The organism is Yersinia rohdei ATCC 43380 (assembly GCF_000173775.1).
GTDB lineage: Bacteria > Pseudomonadota > Gammaproteobacteria > Enterobacterales > Enterobacteriaceae > Yersinia > Yersinia rohdei.
The window spans coordinates 107,562-126,060 of record NZ_ACCD01000009.1 but is presented as its reverse complement, the minus strand read 5'-3'; the positions used below and the strand labels follow the sequence as shown (position 1 = coordinate 126,060).

The window sequence follows — 18,499 nt, the reverse complement described above, 5'->3', positions numbered from 1 at the left end:
CTCCTCGCTCTCAGCAGACCTTCAGCGTCACGTGTTTGTCTGCTGTTTGCCCTAGCTAAGAACAAAATAGGCTAATTAACGACGAGCAGGTCAGATGTTTATGAATTGAAAATTGTCTCTAATGGTTTTATGTTGATACCAATACCAGTGAGGAATTTGTGATGCAGCGAAACAGTAGATATGAGTGACGAATACTCAGCTAGTATAGAGCGTTTCAGACAAATGATGATTAAGGAATTACCGAAGGTTCCTAATACTCCTATGGCAATAGCAGAACTCGAAAAGATGCCGACAAGAGCAATTATTTCCAATTACATTACTTGGAAGATCAGAACTATTCCGGTAAGAAAACGAACCATTAAGTTCTTTCCCATGGGGATAGACTTCAATATTTTCATAAAAAAATACCCTGACATAAAAGAGTTTCTCAAAAAAGTCATTAATGGTGATGATCTAAACCAATATCTATCTGAACAAGTTAGAACACATGGTGTTGTTTTGCCTAGTGCTGCTTTGAAAAGCAAAGGGAAAGATATAGATTCTTTTGTCCTCAGAGAAGGGCTGTATCACTTTCATTTTGCACCAAGAGATAACAAAAACCCAAAAGGGCGAAGTAACTATCTTATCTTCGGTGATGTGTCAAAAGATACTTTCACCATAGTTGCCATCGTCCCCCATCGTGTATTTGACCATGGCAGCGAGGATGCGCTTAAGTTCTTTGACATACGCCGTATGTATCTTGAAAGAGATATACCGCCTGGCCAACCGTACATGCTAAATCCTGTAACATGCTCTGGTCATACACTGGAAATATTTAGCTATGCGATTCATTGCGAGCACACAATTAACTCTATGGATCCACAAATTAATGATAATAATTTTATATCTCAACTGTATGAAGATGGGATATTACAAATCCCTTCACTAGAGCAGCCCAGAAAACCGAAACTAATATGGTACTTTCATGATTTAAACCTCGGTATTCTAGAGAAGAACAAAGGCCATTTTTTTGGACTGAAATTCCTTCGTGATAGATTGTAAAAGTACACATCATTAATGTTAAATTCATTACTCATCAGACACAATGTCCGCTCTTCTCTGACTGTAAGATTGAATAATGACTAAGCCAATTTTTTGAAAAATTAGCGTCTATTTTTCTTTAGCACATTTGTAAATGCGATACATAGCGATACATGTAACAGACATGTGCAATACCGATTAATCCCCCGATTTTATTCTGGTCAGCATGTTGGCCGCCAGCCTATCTAAGTAGACTGAACACTTTAATCTAGTCCCTAGATATCAGGGCTGGCCTGAATTCAGGCTCATTTATTCAATTGGCAGGCAATTTTAATCAATTTGATTTTCAATTTAAGAAATTGATTTTTTAGACTTGGTTTGCAGGTTCGCACTTTGGTTCGCAGGTTTCCATTCTTGCTTTCAGTGGAAACTTTTTGCTGGTGAAAACTAAATAGAAAAATCCCGAAAACTATCATGCTATGCAGGCGTTTTTTTCTGTAAATATTCGGATGGGTACGATAAGAGAATCTTCAAAAGTCATTTAACAATCCGTCCAAAATAAAAATAGTCGGACGGAGGAAACAACGACCTTTAAATCAAAATACCTGCCGCTCTCACTAGCGAAGCCTACCAACAGGAAAAATTAGATAGGCAGTCACTCAGATCTGTGATGCTGTGCTATAGAGAAATGTTGTTTTCAATTAAGTAATCAGAGAGGCTAATGCCGATGCTATTAGCCATTTCCTCATAGTGTTGAATAAGCGCAGCTTTACGGAACTCACTATTGGGTTCCATCATGTTGAGTACAGTTACAACGGTGTCGTTACCCATCGTTCTAGGATTTTTCACGAAGGCCTCAGTAACTTTCTCTTGGCAAAAATCATTCACTGACATGCCGATATGGTGTGCATGTAATGTCGCATCGTGTTCTATCGAGCGTACCAAATGGGGATTGTTATCAGTAAACTGCTGACGAGCTGCGGCAAAATACTCTTGGCGAGTTTTCATGGTATTGTCCAGTTAATGAAAGAAACCAGATTACGCCGGTACCCCTAATTTCGATATATGTTGATGAGCATAAAATCACCAATAAACACCATAATTACCCGTGCAAAATATCCCCGGCATATCCCCGAAATAACAAAGGAGTCACGCTATTAACGTAACTCCTTGTTTTATTTGGTGGCCCCTACTGGACTTGAACCAGTGACCAAGCGATTATGAGTCATAAAATTGGCATGTTTTTAATTGTTCGTCATTGTCTCTATTTGTATTTTTAATTGTCTATAATCAACCGGTTATGAAGTTATTTTTGTTTCTGATTGGTTCTCTCATTTCCCCATTGTACTATCCTTACCTGACCCGTTACCTGACCCGAAATGGGCATCGGGTCAGGTAACGCTTATTCTTAGAAAGGTAAACTCATGGCCGCTAATCTTACCGAGACTGCTATACGTGGATTGAAGACAAAAAGCACGGCGTACTACGTGTGGAGCAACAGCGCTCAACGTGGTACTGGCAGGCTTGGCGTTAAGGTTCAGCCTTCAGGCAGCAAAGTTTTTTATTTCCGTTATTACGTTGAGAAAGGGAAGAAAGAGAAGTTCATCCAGTTGGGCATCTGGCCCGAGATGAAACTGGTGACGGCCAATGAGCTGGCGAAAAAGTATGGTGCCTGGCTTGTTGAAGGAAAAGAGCCCCAGCAAGAGCTTGAGCAACAGCGCCTGGCCGAGCAGCACATTATGCAGATCCATCGTTCTCAAGGATCGTTTGAAGAGCTGGTGCATGGTTACGTTAACAAAATGAAGCTCGACAATAAGCGGACTTGGGCTGATGTCCTGAAGCGTCTTGAAAAAGAGTGCTACACGGTTATTCCTCGTGATACCAAAGCGAAGGATGTGACACCACTGCAGATCAAAACCATCCTCTCAGGCATTATCCAGCGTGATGCGGTGGTGCATGCTAATCGGATTCGCTCGTATCTGATGGCGGCATTCAACTACGGTTTGAAAGCTGATAACGATCCGATGAATACCAGCGTGGGTATTACGTTCGGTCTTGAAGTTAACCCGGTATCGGCCATTCCGAAGCAGTCTTCGGCGGAAAAAGTTGGTGATACATGGCTAACGCTGGAAGAGCTTCGTTTTGTCATGGAACATTTCTCCGAGGCGACAGGAGTGGGTCCCTTGATGCAACACTTAATTCGTTTCTGTACTTACGTTGGCGGGCAGCGTCCGTTTGAAATGATTGCCAGTCAGTGGAGCGCCATTGATTGGCAACAAAAGACGTTGCTGGTCATAGCCGATGTATCGAAAAACAAGCGTGAGCATCTGATCCCACTGACTGAATCTGCTTTAAGTGAGTTAGCCTCCGTTAAAGAGCTGTTTAAGGAAAGTAACAGTCCCTATATTTTCCCGCTATCAACCAACGGTGAGCGCCCGGTACGTACCGATAGCCTGGCGCGTTCCATCATGTATTTCCGGGCTTTTAATCCTGAGTTTAAAGTTTTCACAGCGCGAGATTTACGTCGGACCTGTAAGACTCTGATGGGGGAGGCGGGGATCAGCAAAGAGATCCGCGACCGTATTCAGAATCACGCTCTGAATGATGTCAGCTCGAAACACTATGACCGTTATGATTACCTGACTGAAAAGCGCAGGGCGCTTGAGATCTGGGAAGATCGGGTTAACAACTATCAACGGCAGCAGGAAAACAACGTTGTGAACTTGTTTGGGCGGAGGTAAGAGCTTGTCAAAATATGAGCTTAATTCAGCGGAAGAACGGTATCAGCCGGGCTCTGGAGACTTAGTGCTGGCTAATAAGCTGGGAATCATTGATGAACAGGAAATGGAGGCGCTGGAGTCTGGCTTGCTGCTGATGCTGTATGAGCAGCTATTTATTGAGGGCCAGCCACCTGAGGTGCTGGCTTTTGAGCACATCAGCAGGTGGCATCGCCAATGGCTGGGGAATGTGTACGACTGGGCGGGGAGGCTGCGTAATGCCAACCTAACTAAGGATGGCTTTCAGTTTGCGGCTGCCGACAGGATTCCGCTTCTTCTTGATGGTTTTGAGAAGCAGTTTCTCGCTCGGTCTGGTGAGCTGAAATCCCTGGCTCGTTCGGGGCTGGTTAGTTATCTGGCTGAATGCCATGTGGAATTTATTTTGATCCATCCATTCAGAGAAGGTAACGGGCGTCTGTCGCGGCTACTTTGCGATGTGCTGTCCGTTCTGGCAGGGAAGGGCTTACTAGACTACAGCCTGTGGGATGAGCACAAGGCGTTTTACTTCAAGGCAATACAGGCTGGCGTATCAGGGAACTACAGCCCTATGATGCAACTGGTGAGCGACATCTTGCCAGATTAACGGGCGAGGCCAACGGCCTTCGCCTGTGCCTGATTTTGTTTCAGTTGCTGCTCAATTTTTTGCACAGAAACACCGGTTTCGATTGCAGTTGAACTGGCAACGGAACGATAGATTTGGGTTTTAGTGATCTGGCTGTGTGCTGTTTTTTTTGTCATCGTTAAAGCCTCGTTTTGCTGCCATGATTCTAGTTCGGATGGGAACTGCCTGCAAGGCTGCTATCAATAGGGATACAACAGTGAATACCTGCATCGTTCATAGAGTAGCGCTGTACATCTCTTGATTTGAGATGATGAAAATACTACTTGTCATTAAATAGCTTTTAAACTCATCGCTTTACCTTGATATAATCCTTTGTAATTTATAAGGTCAATGCATTGGTGGCGATAAATGACAAGTAACTCCGATTTTTTTGATGCTTCTGAGTTGTTTAATATTCCTGAGCAGGTTGATGTTCCTGATACGTTTGATCGTGTTGACGAATTCTCGAAAAAATTTAATGTGAAAATTGAAGATATTATATCTACATGGCTGGATGATAAAATAAGTCTCTATGTTAATCTTCGTTCAGAGCACTGTCGAATAGTTCGTTATGCGAATGAAAAAGAACTTCGCTATGACACATTTAACATCAGCATTGGCAGGGATTTTTATCAACGTAAAAATAGTCAACAGTCTGCAATAAGGGCATTTATATCTTGTGATCAATCTGAAATAAAAGAGTATCCAAATTTTAGTGGGCGCAGTTTTTTTAAATACGTATACAATGGATATGCTAGTGGTTTTTGGCGACTCAAACCTACCAAAACAACCCATTTGGCAAGGGATAATTATAATCTAAGAAATGCTAATGACGTATGGGGAAACACCCCAGGAGAAGTTACAGTATATGGTCATGATGACAAAGATTATCTAATTTTTAATAAAGATGTATTTATTGCCCATTCTGACTTGCAGATTGATGGCGAAAGCTATCAAAAGATTCTCCAATCATTAGCTCCCGAAAGTAGTGAGTTTATAAAGGCAGAAAAAAGTTATATCCAAAATTTTATCACTGCCATACTAATTTATAAACATTGCAGAAAGAATAATAATAAACTGAAGGCGATGCCTGCGACAGAAATCTTAAATTCACTTAGAAATTCTTGTTGCAAAGAGATTGAAGAAGTTAAACGGTCGACAGTCGATCGATGGTTCAACGATTATTTCGATAAAGAGAGTGATTCTCTGACACAAATAAAACATGGAGGGTGGTCTCAAAAAAAAGATGATGTTATATCCATTGTAACCAAGTCGTACTACTGGAATGATAATTTTGATGTGATGTTTGAATTGATTGCTAATGATTTGTTAGAGGAGGCTGGGAGGCTTGATTTACAAAAAAATTACCCAAAAAGAATTAATTGATTATCTAAGAAATATTCGTTTTTTTTCTGCGTATAAAACTGCTCAATAAAGTGCTCAATCAGGTGCCCATTATGTAGCAATTGAGTGGGCACTCATCTCCTTTATATTTTCATCTGAATTGTACAAACTGCTTCTACCAAAACAAAGGAGGCAGTATGAATACAACATTTACCCCCCCACCCGCTGAAAAACGACTACAGATCTTGCGTGATTACGGTGAGAAAGGCGACCGCCTGGTACGGGAAAAGGAACGCCAGTATATCACGTCCATTTCTCGGTCAACAGCCTGGAAACTGGAACGGTCAGGTAATTTTCCTCAACGCAAGTCAATTGGTCTGAAATCCTGCGGTTGGTTGTTAAGTGACCTACTCTGTTGGATCAATGAACGCTAAGAGTTTGAAATTTTTTCATCATTTTTTTTGTTTTTTTATCTAATGGTCGGAAATGCATCTTGCTATTTCCACTATTAATAGCGGAATAGCAACTCAAACGGAGGTATTTTCGACACAAATTAATCATGAGGTGTTTTATGTCAGGAAACCAAACATTTCCTATACATTGTTTTCCAGCAAGAATCGGGCATGCAATTTATGAGGCAGAGCAACAAACTCAGGCTCCACTTCCCTTGATTGCAGCAGAGACGCTTGGCGTGATTTCTCTGGTTTGTCAGAACCAAATTGATGTCTGCAGGCTGAATAATCTGCGCAGCCCTGTATCGCTTTTTATCGTGACAATTGCGGAATCAGGGGAAAGGAAAAGTACAGTGAGCAAGCTTTTAATGAAGCCTCTGTATCAACGAGAAGAGCAGCTTTTTGAGCAATATAAGCAGGAGTTCATTGACTGGCAAAATAATGTAAGGATCTTCAAGGTAGAAGAAAAGGCCTTGATGTCAAAGCTGAAATCGGAGATTCGCCGTGGTAAAGACCCATCAGCGACCCGTGAGTCTTTGAAAACACTGCAAGCCAGTTGTCCTGTAGAACCCGTCAGGCACAAGTGGATATTTAACGATGTGACACCTGCGGCGCTAAAAGAACATCTCTGTGGGCACAACAGGTCGGTTGGCATGATGTCAGATGAGGCAGGGAGTATTTTTAATGGTTATACATTAAATGAGCTACCACTCATTAATAAAATGTGGGATGGATCAACTTATTCAGTAGAAAGGAAAAATGAGCCAGAGAGGTTAATAAAAGATGCCCGACTGACGCTATCTCTGATGGTTCAGCCTATAGTCATGAACGGGTATGTTGAGAAGAAAGGTGAGATGGCAAAAGGGATAGGATTTTTTGCTCGCACTCTCATTAGTCATCCCTACTCAACACAAGGACAGAGGAAAATAACTAACCCGACTGTTTCAAGTGAGCACTTACCGGTATTCCATAAACGATTAATGGATATCGTTGATGAAGGTATGATTAGGCAGGGAGAAAGAATTTGTTTGCATTTTTCTCCTGAAGCAGAACTGGCATGGATTGAATTTTATAATCGAATTGAATCAGAAATGGGGCTTATTGGCAATCTTTCAGAATTTAAAGATTACGCATCCAAGGTAGCTGAAAATATGGCAAGAATCGCCGCTTTGTTGCACTACTTCAACGAAGATAAAGGAGATATATCCCTTGTTGCCGTGGAAGCTGCCATAGCGATCAGCCTGTGGTATGCAAATGAACACATTAATCTTTTTTCTAAACCTAAGGAATCGATAATGGTAAATACAGATGTTGATGAATTGTACTGGTGGGTGAAAAATTACTGCAGCCAAAATCTTTTGCCATACATCAGGAAAAACACCATACAGCAGTATGGTCCCAATCGCTTCAGGGATAACAAAAAAACGACAGAGTTATTAGGTATGCTTTATTCTCAAGGTAGAATAAAGACCTATAAAAAAGGAAAAACTATTTTTATTCAGCCTGTTGATTTATTAGATGTGACTTAATGAGGTTATAAGATGTAGAAAGCAGATAGTCCCCACCACTCAATTATATTATTGCAGAGTTATTTTCAATCAGTCTTTACTGGTTGTGGGGTACTTTTGCCTTAATTTAAATGTAGGAAAGGTATTATATTTATCTCTGTTAAGTAGAACACCAATCGACGGTCACTAATATAGTCCTGTGTTACCACAGGACTATTAAAAAGGAATATTTTATGCATTTATATAATGGCACTCATGGTGAACATATTTTTGATTATAAAATTAAAATTGAGCAGACCTTAAATAATGCCATCAGGCAATATCCTCGAACAATGGCATTGCGGGTAGATCTTCATTACCCACCGATTCTGGATAGAGGTGATACCATCTCCTGCTTTCATAATCAGGAACCAGGCGCGATCTCCCGCTTCCTGAATGCACTGAAAGCAACCCTCAGCGCCAGTGAGGATCGCAGAATGCGTGACGGTACCAGAATACACCCGAATACATTACGTAATATTTGGGGCAGAGAATTTACGCTGCTGGGTAAGTGCCACTTTCATATCTGTCTGTTGTTCAATAAACATGCCTATTACCATTTAGGTGATTTTAAATACGAAGACAGCCTGGGAGTGATGATCATGAAAGCCTGGTACAGCGCTCTGGGTTTGACGTTTGAAGATTGCCCACAACTCGTCCATTTTCCTGACAACTGCAGGTATATGCTGGAGGTCAATGATCCTGATTATGTTGAGATTTACTATGATCTTCTTAACCGACTGGATTACATGACAAAACTCGATACCAAAGTCTTTGGTGAGGGTGACAGGAACTTCGGTTGTAGTAGAGGATAATTTATTTTTACAGTTCAGGCCTTTTATATGGTGAAAGGGCCTGATTTTTTTATTCAAAAAAAGGAAGTTTTTAATACTTTGAACATCGCGCCGGTATAAATTTTAACCGACCAAGAATTCGAAAGTGTTGAGATTAACCCGTAGCGTCTCAGGGTAGGGCTCATCACTCTCCCCATGGCTTTTACTGTCCTACTGAATATTCTCTTTGTGACCCAGCAGAGTAGGTTGCAGAGTCAGGAATGTTGCTTTAGCGGGCTTGGTATAGATACGAACTATATAGGACGAAAGCCTGACCGAAGAGGCTATTTCACGACAATCAGCAAGTCGGGATGGTGGTGTTTGATCCGTCAAGTAGGCTTGACATGAGTGATTCGCTGAAATCTTTCCGCATGCCGATACGGATCTTAGTGGTTAATAATTATTCTCTCAGAGCGCGCATAATCTCATTCTTAAGCACCAGTATATCGTTTGGCATTATGTCAGCCAGAAACGTGCTTAATGGCCAATAACCGTGTCGTGTCTTTCCACTGATTTTTTTATTACTGCGACATAGTCTGTCGCGTGCATCTGGCATACTCAGTTCATTATCTGGTGGGGAATAAATCGGTTAAGTATTGACGGCCATTGCCGATAAATCTGATATGTATAAATGCGTTACGCATTCAGGGTGCTGCTACAGGAGCCGTAATGCCAAAGCGAACAAACAGCGTTGATACTACATTTTTTGCTCTTGAGCTGTTGCGCCGTATTCCGCGTAGTCAGCGCATTACCGCCCATGAGTTGCATCAACAACTTACGAATGCGGGAATTGAGCGCAATGTGCGTACCATTCAGCGCCAGCTTGAACGCCTGAGTCAGCACTTCGATTTGGAGTGTGATGATCGCTGCCGTCCCTATGGCTGGCGATGGCGGGCAGGCTCGCGAGGACTGAGCTTGGCGCAACTATCGCCAGCAGAATCGCTGCTGATGCAGATGGCACAGGCGCAGTTAAAGCATCTGTTACCCGCGCATCTGATGGCTTCATTTTCGCCATTTTTTAGCCAAGCGGGACACACACTTAGCCACAGCGAACAGGCGCAGCGAGAGCGGGAATGGTCGCAGAAGGTGCGGGTAGTCGCTGCCAGCCAGCAACTCCTACCGCCAGTGATCCAGGAAGGCGTGTTTGACGCGGTTAGTGAAGCGCTTTACTACAACCGCTGGCTGAATATTGATTACAGCAATGCTCACGGTACTCGCCGTCAGGTCGAGGTGATGCCCCTCGGGCTGGCTCAACAGGGCTCGCGACTGTATCTGGTCTGCCGCTTTAAAGGCTACGATAACGAGCGCAGCCTGGCTCTGAACCGCATTACCTCGGCGGTCTGCAGTACCTTTCACTTTTCCCGCCCCACGGATTTTAACCTCAAACGTTACGACGATGACGGGCGTTTCGGATTCGGCGAAGGGCGACATATCCGAATTCATTTCACTCTTGAAACCGCGCGGGCGCAACTTTTGCTGGAATCGCCACTTTCATCCGACCAACAGGTCAGCGAGCTTGACGACGGGCGGCTGCGCTTTAGCGCCACGGTTGTTGACAGTCCGATGCTCGATGGCTTTCTTGCAACCTTTGGTAATACCATCAGTAACATTAAACGCGACATAGACGATGTTAGTACAGAATAGGAAAACAATGATGAGTAATGGTGATCGTCAACTGCTGCCAGTATTAAGCAACGCATCGGATAGCGAATTGGCCCCGCTGGTGGAATACATCACGAAGGCGTTCAGCAGCGGCATTGAGAGTAAAGCACGTTATAAAACCCATTGCCCGGCACACAGTCAGTATGCCGATCTGATTGCCCACGAGCTGTGCGAGTTTGGCGGAAATACCATCGTCAATCTGTTTCGCGGCGGCGGTCCTGAGTGGAAAACCGTGGTGATAGATGTGGCGGACAAGCTTGACGCGACGTACAAGAAGGACTGGGGCGTTGACCGTATCGAACTGGCAGTGCTGGCGGCGATTACTCGCAAGGCTTGGTCCGATATGGATGAAGCTCAACGCAAAAATCTGCTTGCGAAAATGGATCTCACTCAGGGCAGTACGATGCTTTTCCCTGAAGCGAAATTAATGACGCAGTTGCAGTCTAACCGCTTCTCAAGCTTGCTCTTGGCGTCTCTAATTGCCAACGTTTTTGCCAGCCAACTGCTCGGACGGACGGTGGTTATGTCTGCAGCATCATTTGTGGCCGCGCGAGGGGCAGCTTCTTTTCTGGGGCCGATTGGCTGGGTGATCACTGGGCTATGGACCACCTTAGACCTGGCGGGACCAGCGTTTCGCGTTACGATCCCCTCCGTGGTCCAGGTGGCATTACTTCGCCAACGGATTCATGCTACGGCGGAAACCGATAAAGTTTGGTGGGAGTACCACCGTTGGCAGGATGAGAAAGATGCTGACAGCTGGGTGGCGAACATGTTTCGTATGGTAGGACTCTCTACTGCAGCCAGTGTAAGGCGTGAGCGAAATATGGCGTTTGAGCAGGGGGTGATGTCCGGACAGCAGCAGACGACAGAAGAGTATGCCGATCAGGTCCTCAAAAAAATGGATGAAGTTCAGCGTTTTGAAAAACGTTGTGAGGCAATGCTGGCTGTTGCCTTTGCTTGTGCTAAGGAGCAGGGCATCGCGCCGTCTGACGTGCGCAGCGATATCGAAACCTGCTGCCTGGGGATGATGAGCGGGCATCTTTCCTTGGTATTACAAGCCACAATTAGTCGCCTTATTGCCAACCCGCCTGATATCCACACTGCGCTTGAACAGGCGTTCGAGTTAGGTATTGAGGAAACTGAGGCTGCTGAGTTGATGGCGGTGCTTCGTGAGGCATTTAGCCAGCGTGCAGATGTGTACTAAGGGGAGATTATGGACAGAAAAACACTTTTATTGCGTCTGAACCAGCAGCGTCAGCGACAGACAAGCGATCTCATACCATCCGCAGCAAAAGAGGCAGTTACCATACCTGATGTCAGTGCTTGGCAGGCGTATCAGCGAGTTCGGCAGTATCAACAGAAGTGGCGCACGGAACAAACCACATTGATGCTGGCTGAGTGCCGACAGCGTCTTCTGCATAGCATTATTGGTCCGTTTGGGCTGGGGACCATTGTCTCTGCGTGGGACAAGGTGGGGGGCAATGTCGATACCATTCATAATGTTCGTACCGGGGTGTATGCCACGGAAGAGGAGCAGGCGCGTTACGCAAGCCGTGGCAAGTACAACAGCGATCCGTACCACAAACATGACAACTACAAGAATACCAACGCCGAAAACAGTGAAAAACAGGATGCAGGCGAAGCGGTGGATGCCTATACCGGGCAGACACTGAGCAGAAATACCAAAGCGCAGCAGGATCACCTGGTTTCTGCCAATTCTATCCATAACGACCCTGCGGTTCGGCTGGCGGAGGCCAATGGTGCGGATCTGGCGAACCACAAAACCAATCTGCATCAGACGCACCACTCGATCAATGAATCGAAACAGCAAAAGAGCGCAGAGGAGTACATCGTCTGGTTGAACAAAAACCGCGCCGATCGCGATTCCCAAATTGCCCGGTTGGAAGAGAAAGCCAAAAATGAGCCTCTGAGCAAAAAAGATCAAAATGCACTGGAGAAGTACAAACAACAGAACGCCGTCGATCAGGAAAAATTGCGCGAGCTGGATGAAGTGGCACGCAAGCAGTATGAAAGCAGTCTTCGTTGGGGCTACTACGGTAGTGCGAAATTCGGTGCATATTTACTGAAAACCAGCGCTGTCGAAGCGGGGAAAATGGGCCTACAGCAGGCGATTGGCCTGGTGTTGACGGATTTTGTCGACGGCCTGTTGTTGGAAGTTCACGACAGCTGGCATAACGGGTTTTGTGATGGGGTGGACCAGGAGCATGTCTGGGAGGCATTAAAAATCCGTGCTGGGCGGGTGGCAAAGAGCTGTCTCGATAACTGGCGCAACGTGCTAACGGCGTTTCGTGACGGGGCCATCAGCGGGATCATTAGTAACTTGATGACAACGCTGATAAATACTTTCTTCACCACCGCACGCAGCCTGGTGCGAATGATCCGTGAAGGGGTTTTTTCGCTGTTCCGCGCAGCCAAAACTGTACTGATGCGACCAGAGGGTACAAGCCGTGCCGAAGCACTAGATGCAGGGCTGAAGATTGCCGTCAGCGGCGCATTCGTCATTGGTGGCGTACTGCTTGAAGAGTACCTCAGCAAAACTCTCGGTGCGCTGTTTACCGTTCTGCCCGGTGGGCTGATCACTACCCTAGTGGCTGTGCTGACGGGGTGCGTCACCGGCCTTGGTACCGTATTAACGGTCTATATGCTCGATCGATTAGATCTGTTTGGCGCGCAGCACCAGCAGGAAGACAATGCCGTACTAACGATGTTACAGGACGGTAGGGCGCAGGCCGATGCGCGTTTACAGGCTTTGTTGGGATCGGACCCGGAACCTGTCTAAATACATCAAAGACACCGAGGAGTTATACGCAGAGAATTGGTGTTTTAAACATACACTGCAAAAGAGTTTGATTTGTACCAAATTGAATTTTTTTCAAAAATATGACGGAATATTATATATGGATTTACATGGTCATTTGCTTTATGTGGATATCACCCAGATCTGCGGCATCGGCTGTGCGTTCTGCATGTATGCGGATAAGCACGTAACGGGTAAGAGTATGGTGCTGTCAACGCAGGCTCGTGACAACCTGTCGGCGCTCATTAATGATCCATCTGTAAAGCGTATTTCCGTGAGTGGTGAAGGTGAACCGCTCAATAACATTCATACCTTTTATGACTTACTGGCGTTGTCCCGAGGGGGCAACAGCTTTGAGTTTATTACCAGTGGTTTTTTTCGCCATGAGAAGATGGAAAAGATCTTTGATGAGATTAATCGTCTTGTCTCCGCCAATGGTGATACCTGTAATATTCGCCTGAGTTCAGATAGCCACCATATTGAAAAAGTAAAATGGCGTGCACATGGATTTAGCCTGGATTATGTTCAGCGCAAAAAACCGTCATCGCTCAGTTTTTCATTTCGCTCAATTGATATCGATCGGGCCTTCACTCGCGAATATCTGGTGAGTGAACTGGCCTCATGGGGAATTAACGCCAGCATAAAGCCAGTCAGCGTACTGGAAGACAAATTATTAATAGGTGCGGACACGTTTAACATCGACTACAAAAATCTGGTTCATCCGGCAAGAGATACGCCGGAGGGTTATCTGGACTTACAGGGATATATTGCCGCGATTGAGTCCAAAGTGGATAAACCTTTTACCTTTGGCAGCCTGAACCGTGCACCCCAGCCCAATGGCATGGACGTGACAATTAAACCCAACGGCGATGTGTTTCTGTACGGTATTGAGACCGAGCGTGTTGCAAATATCCATTCTGATGCGATCGACTGGCATCATCTGGCGAGCCATGTGCGGGAGAATCCCTTGTCGCGCGCGTTATATACCCAGCCGTTAACCGAACTGCTGGCGCGGCTGGATGACACCCCGCAGCTTCGCGCGATCATCGCGACCGCCAATAATCCTTACTGGCTGGTCAAAGAGATGGGGAAGCATTCCGGGTTGCTTGAACAATGGAAGGCAGCATGATTGATTCGCACTGCCACTCGTTCTACTCGAAACATGCTGTAGGTACCATCGACGAACTTGTTTGTGCCTCGATTGCTGCGGGGGTGACGGTACTCACCATCACTGATCATGCTCCGTTCCCGGTGGATGCGCAGAACCGTTTGCTGGAATCGGAACTGGAGAGCTATTTCACCGATATTGATAAGGCGCAGCAGGCCTATAAAGGAGAGATCACGCTGCTACGCGGTCTGGAACTCGATTATATGCCGGGTACTGAGCGTTATAACCGGCAATTACTTGCCCGCTATCCAATGGATTTTGTCATCGGTTCAATTCACTACGTCACTGTTGCCGATGAGCCGATGGTGAAGGTCTGGGAACTGCCCCGGTTAGCGGCAGACTCCTTTCTGGATAAGTACTTTGCTCAGCTTGAAGCGTTGCTGGAAAGCCGGTTGTTTGATGCGATTGGGCACGCTGACACACTACTGCGCGCAATCCCAGAGGATGTGTTTTTGCGTCGCTTTGAACCGTTGATTGCGCCGCTCGTACGCAGCGGTATTGCATATGAACTGAATGCTTCGGGCCTGCGAAAATCCAGCCTTAATCCTACGACGGGTAAAGAAATTGCAGGAAGATGGTCCTATCCTTCCCGCGCTTTGCTGGAGAAATTACTGAGGAACAATGTTCCATTGACCATCGGATCCGATGCGCATGATCCTCGTGATGCCGGAACGGGGATCGCCGAGTTGATGGAGGCACTTAGGCCATTAGGGCTTCAATCCATCAGCTATTATCAGCAGCGTCAACGTATTGATGTTCTGTTGGATGACCTTCAATTTCACACTGTGCCAGTGTCTCGCTAAGGATCTTCACCATGAATGGACTAAAAACTCCGCATTCACTTGCGTGGAACACGTTGCACAACGAACCGCTCGCAACCCAGTTGGCAATGTTTCGCCAGGCCAGTGCAAAGATCAATGCGCAGGATGTTAAATCCGGTTTTCGCGCGTTCGCGACCGATTTGCTGGCGCGCGGTTTGATCGACATGTCCGATTACGTCGCTATTTTTGGTGGTAAGGCGCTGCATTATCTGACGCCGAATGCGACTGGATCATTTTGCGATATGCGCACAGGTGCTGACGCTACAACATTGGCGGGCATTTATAGCCGTGCGAAATATGGCGGAGTGAGCGAGATACGCTATCTGGCACGGTGCGTTATCGACTATCTTGCCGCAGAACTGGATGACACCTCTTCTTCATGGTCAGGGTTGTTTTGCCAGGCCAAAGAGGAGGGAGAGAGTGTTGTGATGATGACCACGGGCTGGCGTAATGTGCCTTCCACGGCCAATGTGCTCTACGATATCGTGGTTGAGGAAATTAATCTCACGTTGGCGCATAAAGGATTGCCCACCATTATCAACGTTAAACTGCCCAGGATTGCGCCGCCGTGTGAAAATTACGCTAGCCTTAGTCAGGCCGAGCGCGATCGGGTCAATCTTGTGCAGGATCATGTGATTCCAGCGGAGAATTTTTACCGCTGGAGCGGCGTGCATGTCATTTTCGGAGATGACGTGCTGGTGACTGGGGCAACGGCGGACAAAGTGTTGTATGAATCGCTGTGTAACGGCGCCCGGTCATTTCGTGCCATTTACCCAGTGGCGCTAGATCCCCGGGTGGCATTAACTGATGCGTCGGTGGAGGATCGGCTGAACAGCGTGAGCGTAAAGCAGCATTTGGATGAAAACGTCGCGCAACTGCTCTCTGCTCCGGGCTATCAGCCCATTCTGCGTGCGTTGCGTCTGCTATTTGGCGAAGACAACCGGGGTAGTTTACCGGCTTTCCTGCCAAATGTGCCGGTGCTTACCTGGCTTAATCTTTATAAATCAGCGTTAAATAATGAGTTTTTGGCTCAGCCTGCATGCGCGCCATCACTGGTGATGCTCAGAACATATCTGATGCAAAATGGGCTGTTGTGTGCGAAAGGTAAGGTGCTGGTGAAATGACGTCCGACACTATCCATTACGTCAGTTACTGGGAAAACGCACCGGGTCAGACCATGCCGGCTTATGTTGCCCTAGCACTGGTTTCTATGCGCAGAGCTCTGGGCGATCGTTTTCTTCTGCTTACGCCGCGAACGGTAAGCGAGCACATCGATGCTGACATCATGAATAAAGCTTGGGCTTTTGAACCGCTGAGCTTTACGCTGGCGAACGGCATTGAAGCTATTGTGGCGAAGAGCGATTTCATTCGCATGGCGTTTGTACATCGCTGGGGCGGGGCATGGTTGGATGCGGATACGTTGCTGTTTAGAGATCCGAGTGTTGAGTTATTTCCGACAGGGCTGAGCCATAAATTGCACTGGTATAGCGAGTGTATTTTCGCGTCCCTGCCGGGAAACCCCATACTTGCGCAAGCCTTAGCTATAGGGCTTGAGAGCGAGAATCACGCTTGGGGTAATCCTGGGAGAATCAAAAATATCATTGCCCAGGCTGCCGATGCTGCCATCCCGATTGGCGGGGAGGTCATCGATCCCGGATACCGTCCTCTTTACAACTTTGCTGGTTGCGAGGTGATGCGTCGCACCGATATTGCCGTCGGGGCATTTTTGATTAACGACGTGACCATTCTCAAACTTTACAACACCTATTTCCGGCGTACCGAAGCCCGGAGAGAAACCGTGGCTGAATTCCTGGCGGGTGGCTCGCTGCTGGCAAAACTGTTTTTGCATATTGAGGCGAATGCGGATTACTGGGTTGATGAAAGTGACAAATTGATAGCTTCCGTTGCCTGAGTACCGCTTTCGCCTAGTACGATAGCCTCAGCGGGTAAGTGGAGTCGACAGTGCGTGGCGCCATTGAGGTTAATACGCGGCGCGATTGCTTCGTGAATGGTCGGCGTCCGGCGGTGTGGCGAGCTGTGGGCAATATACAGCCATGCGGGGATGCGTTCAGTTAAATGGCTGAATTCAAGTTCAATGCGCAGTAGATCGAATATCTCGGTGGTGCGTCCACTGGGAGTCCAGGCCAGCGGCGCGGTACGGTGATCGGGCTGCACGACTGCGACAGGAACGCTGAATTCAAGGTTGATCGTCCCGGCATAACAGCCAGCAACTTCAGGAAATTTTTCACAGATTAAGGGCAGTTGTCGCGCCAGCGTGCCCGTCGCTACCCCTAACCCTGGGATGATTCTGGCGTTAAGCGACATGCTGTTTTTCGCTTCTGCTGGCAGCGTTAAGAGAGTCTGCAATGCGTTCATTAATGACGTTAGCGAAAAAGCATCCATATTTTTTTTGCCCGTACGACGGAGTGTGTCTGGCTGTTGTTCGCTGTAGATCACTTGTGTAAAAGGTGAGCGAGGCGGCAGCCATGGGTTGTGTTGACCTGCAATCAACGGGTAGATCGCCACCAGCTTCGCTTTCAGGCCAACAGCCATATGCACAATGGCAGTATCCACACTAACAACTGCCTGCGCGCGGCGAATATAGCCTGCAACCTTTTCGGGCGTTAGCCCGTCGTGCAAGACTGCCACATTATCGCGTGCAACTGCGTTTTCCAGATGCTGTGCGCTGTGCAGCGTTGAAGGGCTGCAAAGAATTCCCACGGAATGGCCGGGAAACTCGTCGGTGATAGCTTGTAGAGCTGCGGTTGCACGGGAAGGGGATAGCCCCTTGTCTCTTCGGCTGGCATAAGGATTAAAAAGTATTTGGGGGGAAAGTGCTGCAGGCGGGAGCTCAGCAGGCAACGGCACAATGTACTGGGTGTCGATCACTTTCGCGCCCAGATCCTGCAGAATATATTTGTACTGCTCCACGATATTGAGCGTGTTTGCAGCAAAACCCATTTTACGATTCACACAGCGCAGTGAATCATCAAGGGAATAGAGACTCGCCGGGCGGAGTAACCGCATAAAAACGATTTCGGCAGGTTGCAGTCGTCCAACCAGATGAACAACGACATCGACATTACTTAGTTGGTTCACCAATCTGCGTAGTTCACCAAGCCCTGGATGCGGATTCGTAACGATGACTTCATCCACACCGAAGGTGTTGGTATGCATTTCAGCTAACTCGTTAACCGTAAGTACAGTCAATCGTGCATTGAGCTTACGTGATTCGCGAAAAAAGAAAGAAGATACGATGGAGTCGCCCAATTTTGCATCCCAGCGAAGCAGAAGAATATGCAGTTTTTCGCCAGGGGTTTTCGTGGGCAGAGGTTTGTCCGCCAGCAGGCGAAATATCAGCCTGGAAACTGCTTTGCGTAAAATCTTTAAACTTAACAATGTGCTCACCAGTCCTTTGCTCAGAGGGCCGATCCCGGCCACACGGTTTTTTCAGGG

The 18,499-nt window shown here is 46.6% G+C and carries 17 protein-coding genes; 14 read left to right on the top strand and 3 right to left on the bottom strand.

The features are described from left to right. Positions 1–180: 180 nt before the first annotated feature. Positions 181–1,041 carry a hypothetical protein gene (locus tag YROHD0001_RS09530; protein WP_004714562.1) on the top strand — a complete coding sequence of 287 codons (861 nt, stop codon included), beginning with the start codon at positions 181–183 and terminating at the stop codon, positions 1,039–1,041. Between the two features lie 657 nt (positions 1,042–1,698). Here the strand turns inward: YROHD0001_RS09530 and YROHD0001_RS09535 are convergent. Then, the gene (locus YROHD0001_RS09535; RefSeq protein ID WP_004714560.1) at positions 1,699–2,028 is read right to left on the bottom strand and encodes a DUF6388 family protein; all 330 of its coding nucleotides are present in this window, start codon (positions 2,026–2,028) and stop codon (positions 1,699–1,701) included. 416 nt (positions 2,029–2,444) lie between these two features. Between YROHD0001_RS09535 and YROHD0001_RS09540 the strand changes: the two genes are divergently transcribed. Together YROHD0001_RS09540 and YROHD0001_RS09545 are read left to right on the top strand one after the other, a co-directional pair. Continuing rightward, positions 2,445–3,761 (top strand): tyrosine-type recombinase/integrase, encoded by a 1,317-nt coding sequence (locus YROHD0001_RS09540; RefSeq protein ID WP_032816817.1) that lies wholly within the window; start codon positions 2,445–2,447, stop codon positions 3,759–3,761. A 4-nt stretch (positions 3,762–3,765) separates the two neighbouring features. Further along, positions 3,766–4,380, top strand: coding sequence for a Fic/DOC family protein (locus tag YROHD0001_RS09545; RefSeq protein ID WP_032816815.1), 615 nt, complete (start codon positions 3,766–3,768; stop codon positions 4,378–4,380). On the opposite strand, the gene YROHD0001_RS20300 is transcribed toward YROHD0001_RS09545, so the two are convergent. Beyond that, positions 4,377–4,535: a hypothetical protein gene (locus YROHD0001_RS20300; RefSeq protein WP_016154571.1), complete on the bottom strand. Its 159-nt coding sequence runs from the start codon at positions 4,533–4,535 to the stop codon at positions 4,377–4,379. The genes YROHD0001_RS09545 and YROHD0001_RS20300 overlap by 4 nt on opposite strands. A gap of 232 nt (positions 4,536–4,767) precedes the next feature. On the opposite strand from YROHD0001_RS20300, the gene YROHD0001_RS19450 reads away from it, so the two are divergent. The 11 genes from YROHD0001_RS19450 to YROHD0001_RS0117830 all read left to right on the top strand — a co-directional run bounded on the left by YROHD0001_RS19450 (position 4,768) and on the right by YROHD0001_RS0117830 (position 16,955). Then, positions 4,768–5,784, top strand: coding sequence for a hypothetical protein (locus YROHD0001_RS19450; protein WP_004714557.1), 1,017 nt, complete (start codon positions 4,768–4,770; stop codon positions 5,782–5,784). Positions 5,785–5,939: 155 nt separating this feature from the next. Further along, on the top strand, positions 5,940–6,176 hold the full coding sequence (locus YROHD0001_RS0117835) for a helix-turn-helix transcriptional regulator (RefSeq protein WP_032816813.1): 237 nt from the start codon (positions 5,940–5,942) through the stop codon (positions 6,174–6,176). Positions 6,177–6,313: 137 nt separating this feature from the next. After that, positions 6,314–7,723: a YfjI family protein gene (locus YROHD0001_RS09550; protein WP_032816810.1), complete on the top strand. Its 1,410-nt coding sequence runs from the start codon at positions 6,314–6,316 to the stop codon at positions 7,721–7,723. Between the two features lie 212 nt (positions 7,724–7,935). Further along, positions 7,936–8,556, top strand: a complete 621-nt coding sequence (locus YROHD0001_RS09555; protein ID WP_004714555.1) for an inovirus Gp2 family protein — start codon at positions 7,936–7,938, stop codon at positions 8,554–8,556. A gap of 687 nt (positions 8,557–9,243) precedes the next feature. Further along, the gene (locus YROHD0001_RS09560) at positions 9,244–10,218 is read left to right on the top strand and encodes a helix-turn-helix transcriptional regulator (RefSeq protein WP_004714554.1); all 975 of its coding nucleotides are present in this window, start codon (positions 9,244–9,246) and stop codon (positions 10,216–10,218) included. 7 nt (positions 10,219–10,225) lie between these two features. After that, the gene (locus YROHD0001_RS09565; protein ID WP_004714553.1) at positions 10,226–11,440 is read left to right on the top strand and encodes a YaaW family protein; all 1,215 of its coding nucleotides are present in this window, start codon (positions 10,226–10,228) and stop codon (positions 11,438–11,440) included. A 9-nt stretch (positions 11,441–11,449) separates the two neighbouring features. Beyond that, complete coding sequence (locus YROHD0001_RS09570; RefSeq protein ID WP_032816807.1) at positions 11,450–13,036, top strand: membrane protein; 1,587 nt, start codon at positions 11,450–11,452, stop codon at positions 13,034–13,036. Positions 13,037–13,154: 118 nt separating this feature from the next. Next, on the top strand, positions 13,155–14,183 hold the full coding sequence (locus YROHD0001_RS09575) for a radical SAM family protein (protein ID WP_004714550.1): 1,029 nt from the start codon (positions 13,155–13,157) through the stop codon (positions 14,181–14,183). Further along, on the top strand, positions 14,180–15,025 hold the full coding sequence (locus tag YROHD0001_RS09580; protein ID WP_032816805.1) for a histidinol-phosphatase: 846 nt from the start codon (positions 14,180–14,182) through the stop codon (positions 15,023–15,025). The genes YROHD0001_RS09575 and YROHD0001_RS09580 overlap by 4 nt, the downstream gene beginning before the upstream one ends. A gap of 11 nt (positions 15,026–15,036) precedes the next feature. Continuing rightward, positions 15,037–16,167, top strand: coding sequence for a hypothetical protein (locus tag YROHD0001_RS09585; protein ID WP_032816803.1), 1,131 nt, complete (start codon positions 15,037–15,039; stop codon positions 16,165–16,167). After that, complete coding sequence (locus tag YROHD0001_RS0117830) at positions 16,164–16,955, top strand: glycosyltransferase family 32 protein (protein ID WP_032816801.1); 792 nt, start codon at positions 16,164–16,166, stop codon at positions 16,953–16,955. The genes YROHD0001_RS09585 and YROHD0001_RS0117830 overlap by 4 nt, the downstream gene beginning before the upstream one ends. On the opposite strand, the gene YROHD0001_RS09590 is transcribed toward YROHD0001_RS0117830, so the two are convergent. After that, entirely contained in the window at positions 16,910–18,451 is a 1,542-nt protein-coding gene (locus tag YROHD0001_RS09590; protein WP_235427885.1) for a glycosyltransferase family 9 protein, read from the bottom strand. The two genes, YROHD0001_RS0117830 and YROHD0001_RS09590, sit on opposite strands and share 46 nt — an antisense overlap. Positions 18,452–18,499 lie beyond the last annotated feature (48 nt).

Bases quoted from the DNA above. Each gene is read 5' to 3' on its own strand.
- YROHD0001_RS09550 (WP_032816810.1), top strand. From the start codon at position 6,314: ATGTCAGGAAACCAAACATTTCCTATACATTGTTTTCCAGCAAGAATC.
- YROHD0001_RS09530 (WP_004714562.1), top strand. From the start codon at position 181: ATGAGTGACGAATACTCAGCTAGTATAGAGCGTTTCAGACAAATGATG.
- YROHD0001_RS19450 (WP_004714557.1), top strand. From the start codon at position 4,768: ATGACAAGTAACTCCGATTTTTTTGATGCTTCTGAGTTGTTTAATATT.
- YROHD0001_RS0117835 (WP_032816813.1), top strand. From the start codon at position 5,940: ATGAATACAACATTTACCCCCCCACCCGCTGAAAAACGACTACAGATC.
- YROHD0001_RS09540 (WP_032816817.1), top strand. From the start codon at position 2,445: ATGGCCGCTAATCTTACCGAGACTGCTATACGTGGATTGAAGACAAAA.
- YROHD0001_RS09535 (WP_004714560.1), bottom strand. From the start codon at position 2,028: ATGAAAACTCGCCAAGAGTATTTTGCCGCAGCTCGTCAGCAGTTTACT.
- YROHD0001_RS09570 (WP_032816807.1), top strand. From the start codon at position 11,450: ATGGACAGAAAAACACTTTTATTGCGTCTGAACCAGCAGCGTCAGCGA.
- YROHD0001_RS09565 (WP_004714553.1), top strand. From the start codon at position 10,226: ATGATGAGTAATGGTGATCGTCAACTGCTGCCAGTATTAAGCAACGCA.
- YROHD0001_RS09585 (WP_032816803.1), top strand. From the start codon at position 15,037: ATGAATGGACTAAAAACTCCGCATTCACTTGCGTGGAACACGTTGCAC.
- YROHD0001_RS09555 (WP_004714555.1), top strand. From the start codon at position 7,936: ATGCATTTATATAATGGCACTCATGGTGAACATATTTTTGATTATAAA.
- YROHD0001_RS09580 (WP_032816805.1), top strand. From the start codon at position 14,180: ATGATTGATTCGCACTGCCACTCGTTCTACTCGAAACATGCTGTAGGT.
- YROHD0001_RS20300 (WP_016154571.1), bottom strand. From the start codon at position 4,535: ATGACAAAAAAAACAGCACACAGCCAGATCACTAAAACCCAAATCTAT.
- YROHD0001_RS0117830 (WP_032816801.1), top strand. From the start codon at position 16,164: ATGACGTCCGACACTATCCATTACGTCAGTTACTGGGAAAACGCACCG.
- YROHD0001_RS09575 (WP_004714550.1), top strand. From the start codon at position 13,155: ATGGATTTACATGGTCATTTGCTTTATGTGGATATCACCCAGATCTGC.
- YROHD0001_RS09560 (WP_004714554.1), top strand. From the start codon at position 9,244: ATGCCAAAGCGAACAAACAGCGTTGATACTACATTTTTTGCTCTTGAG.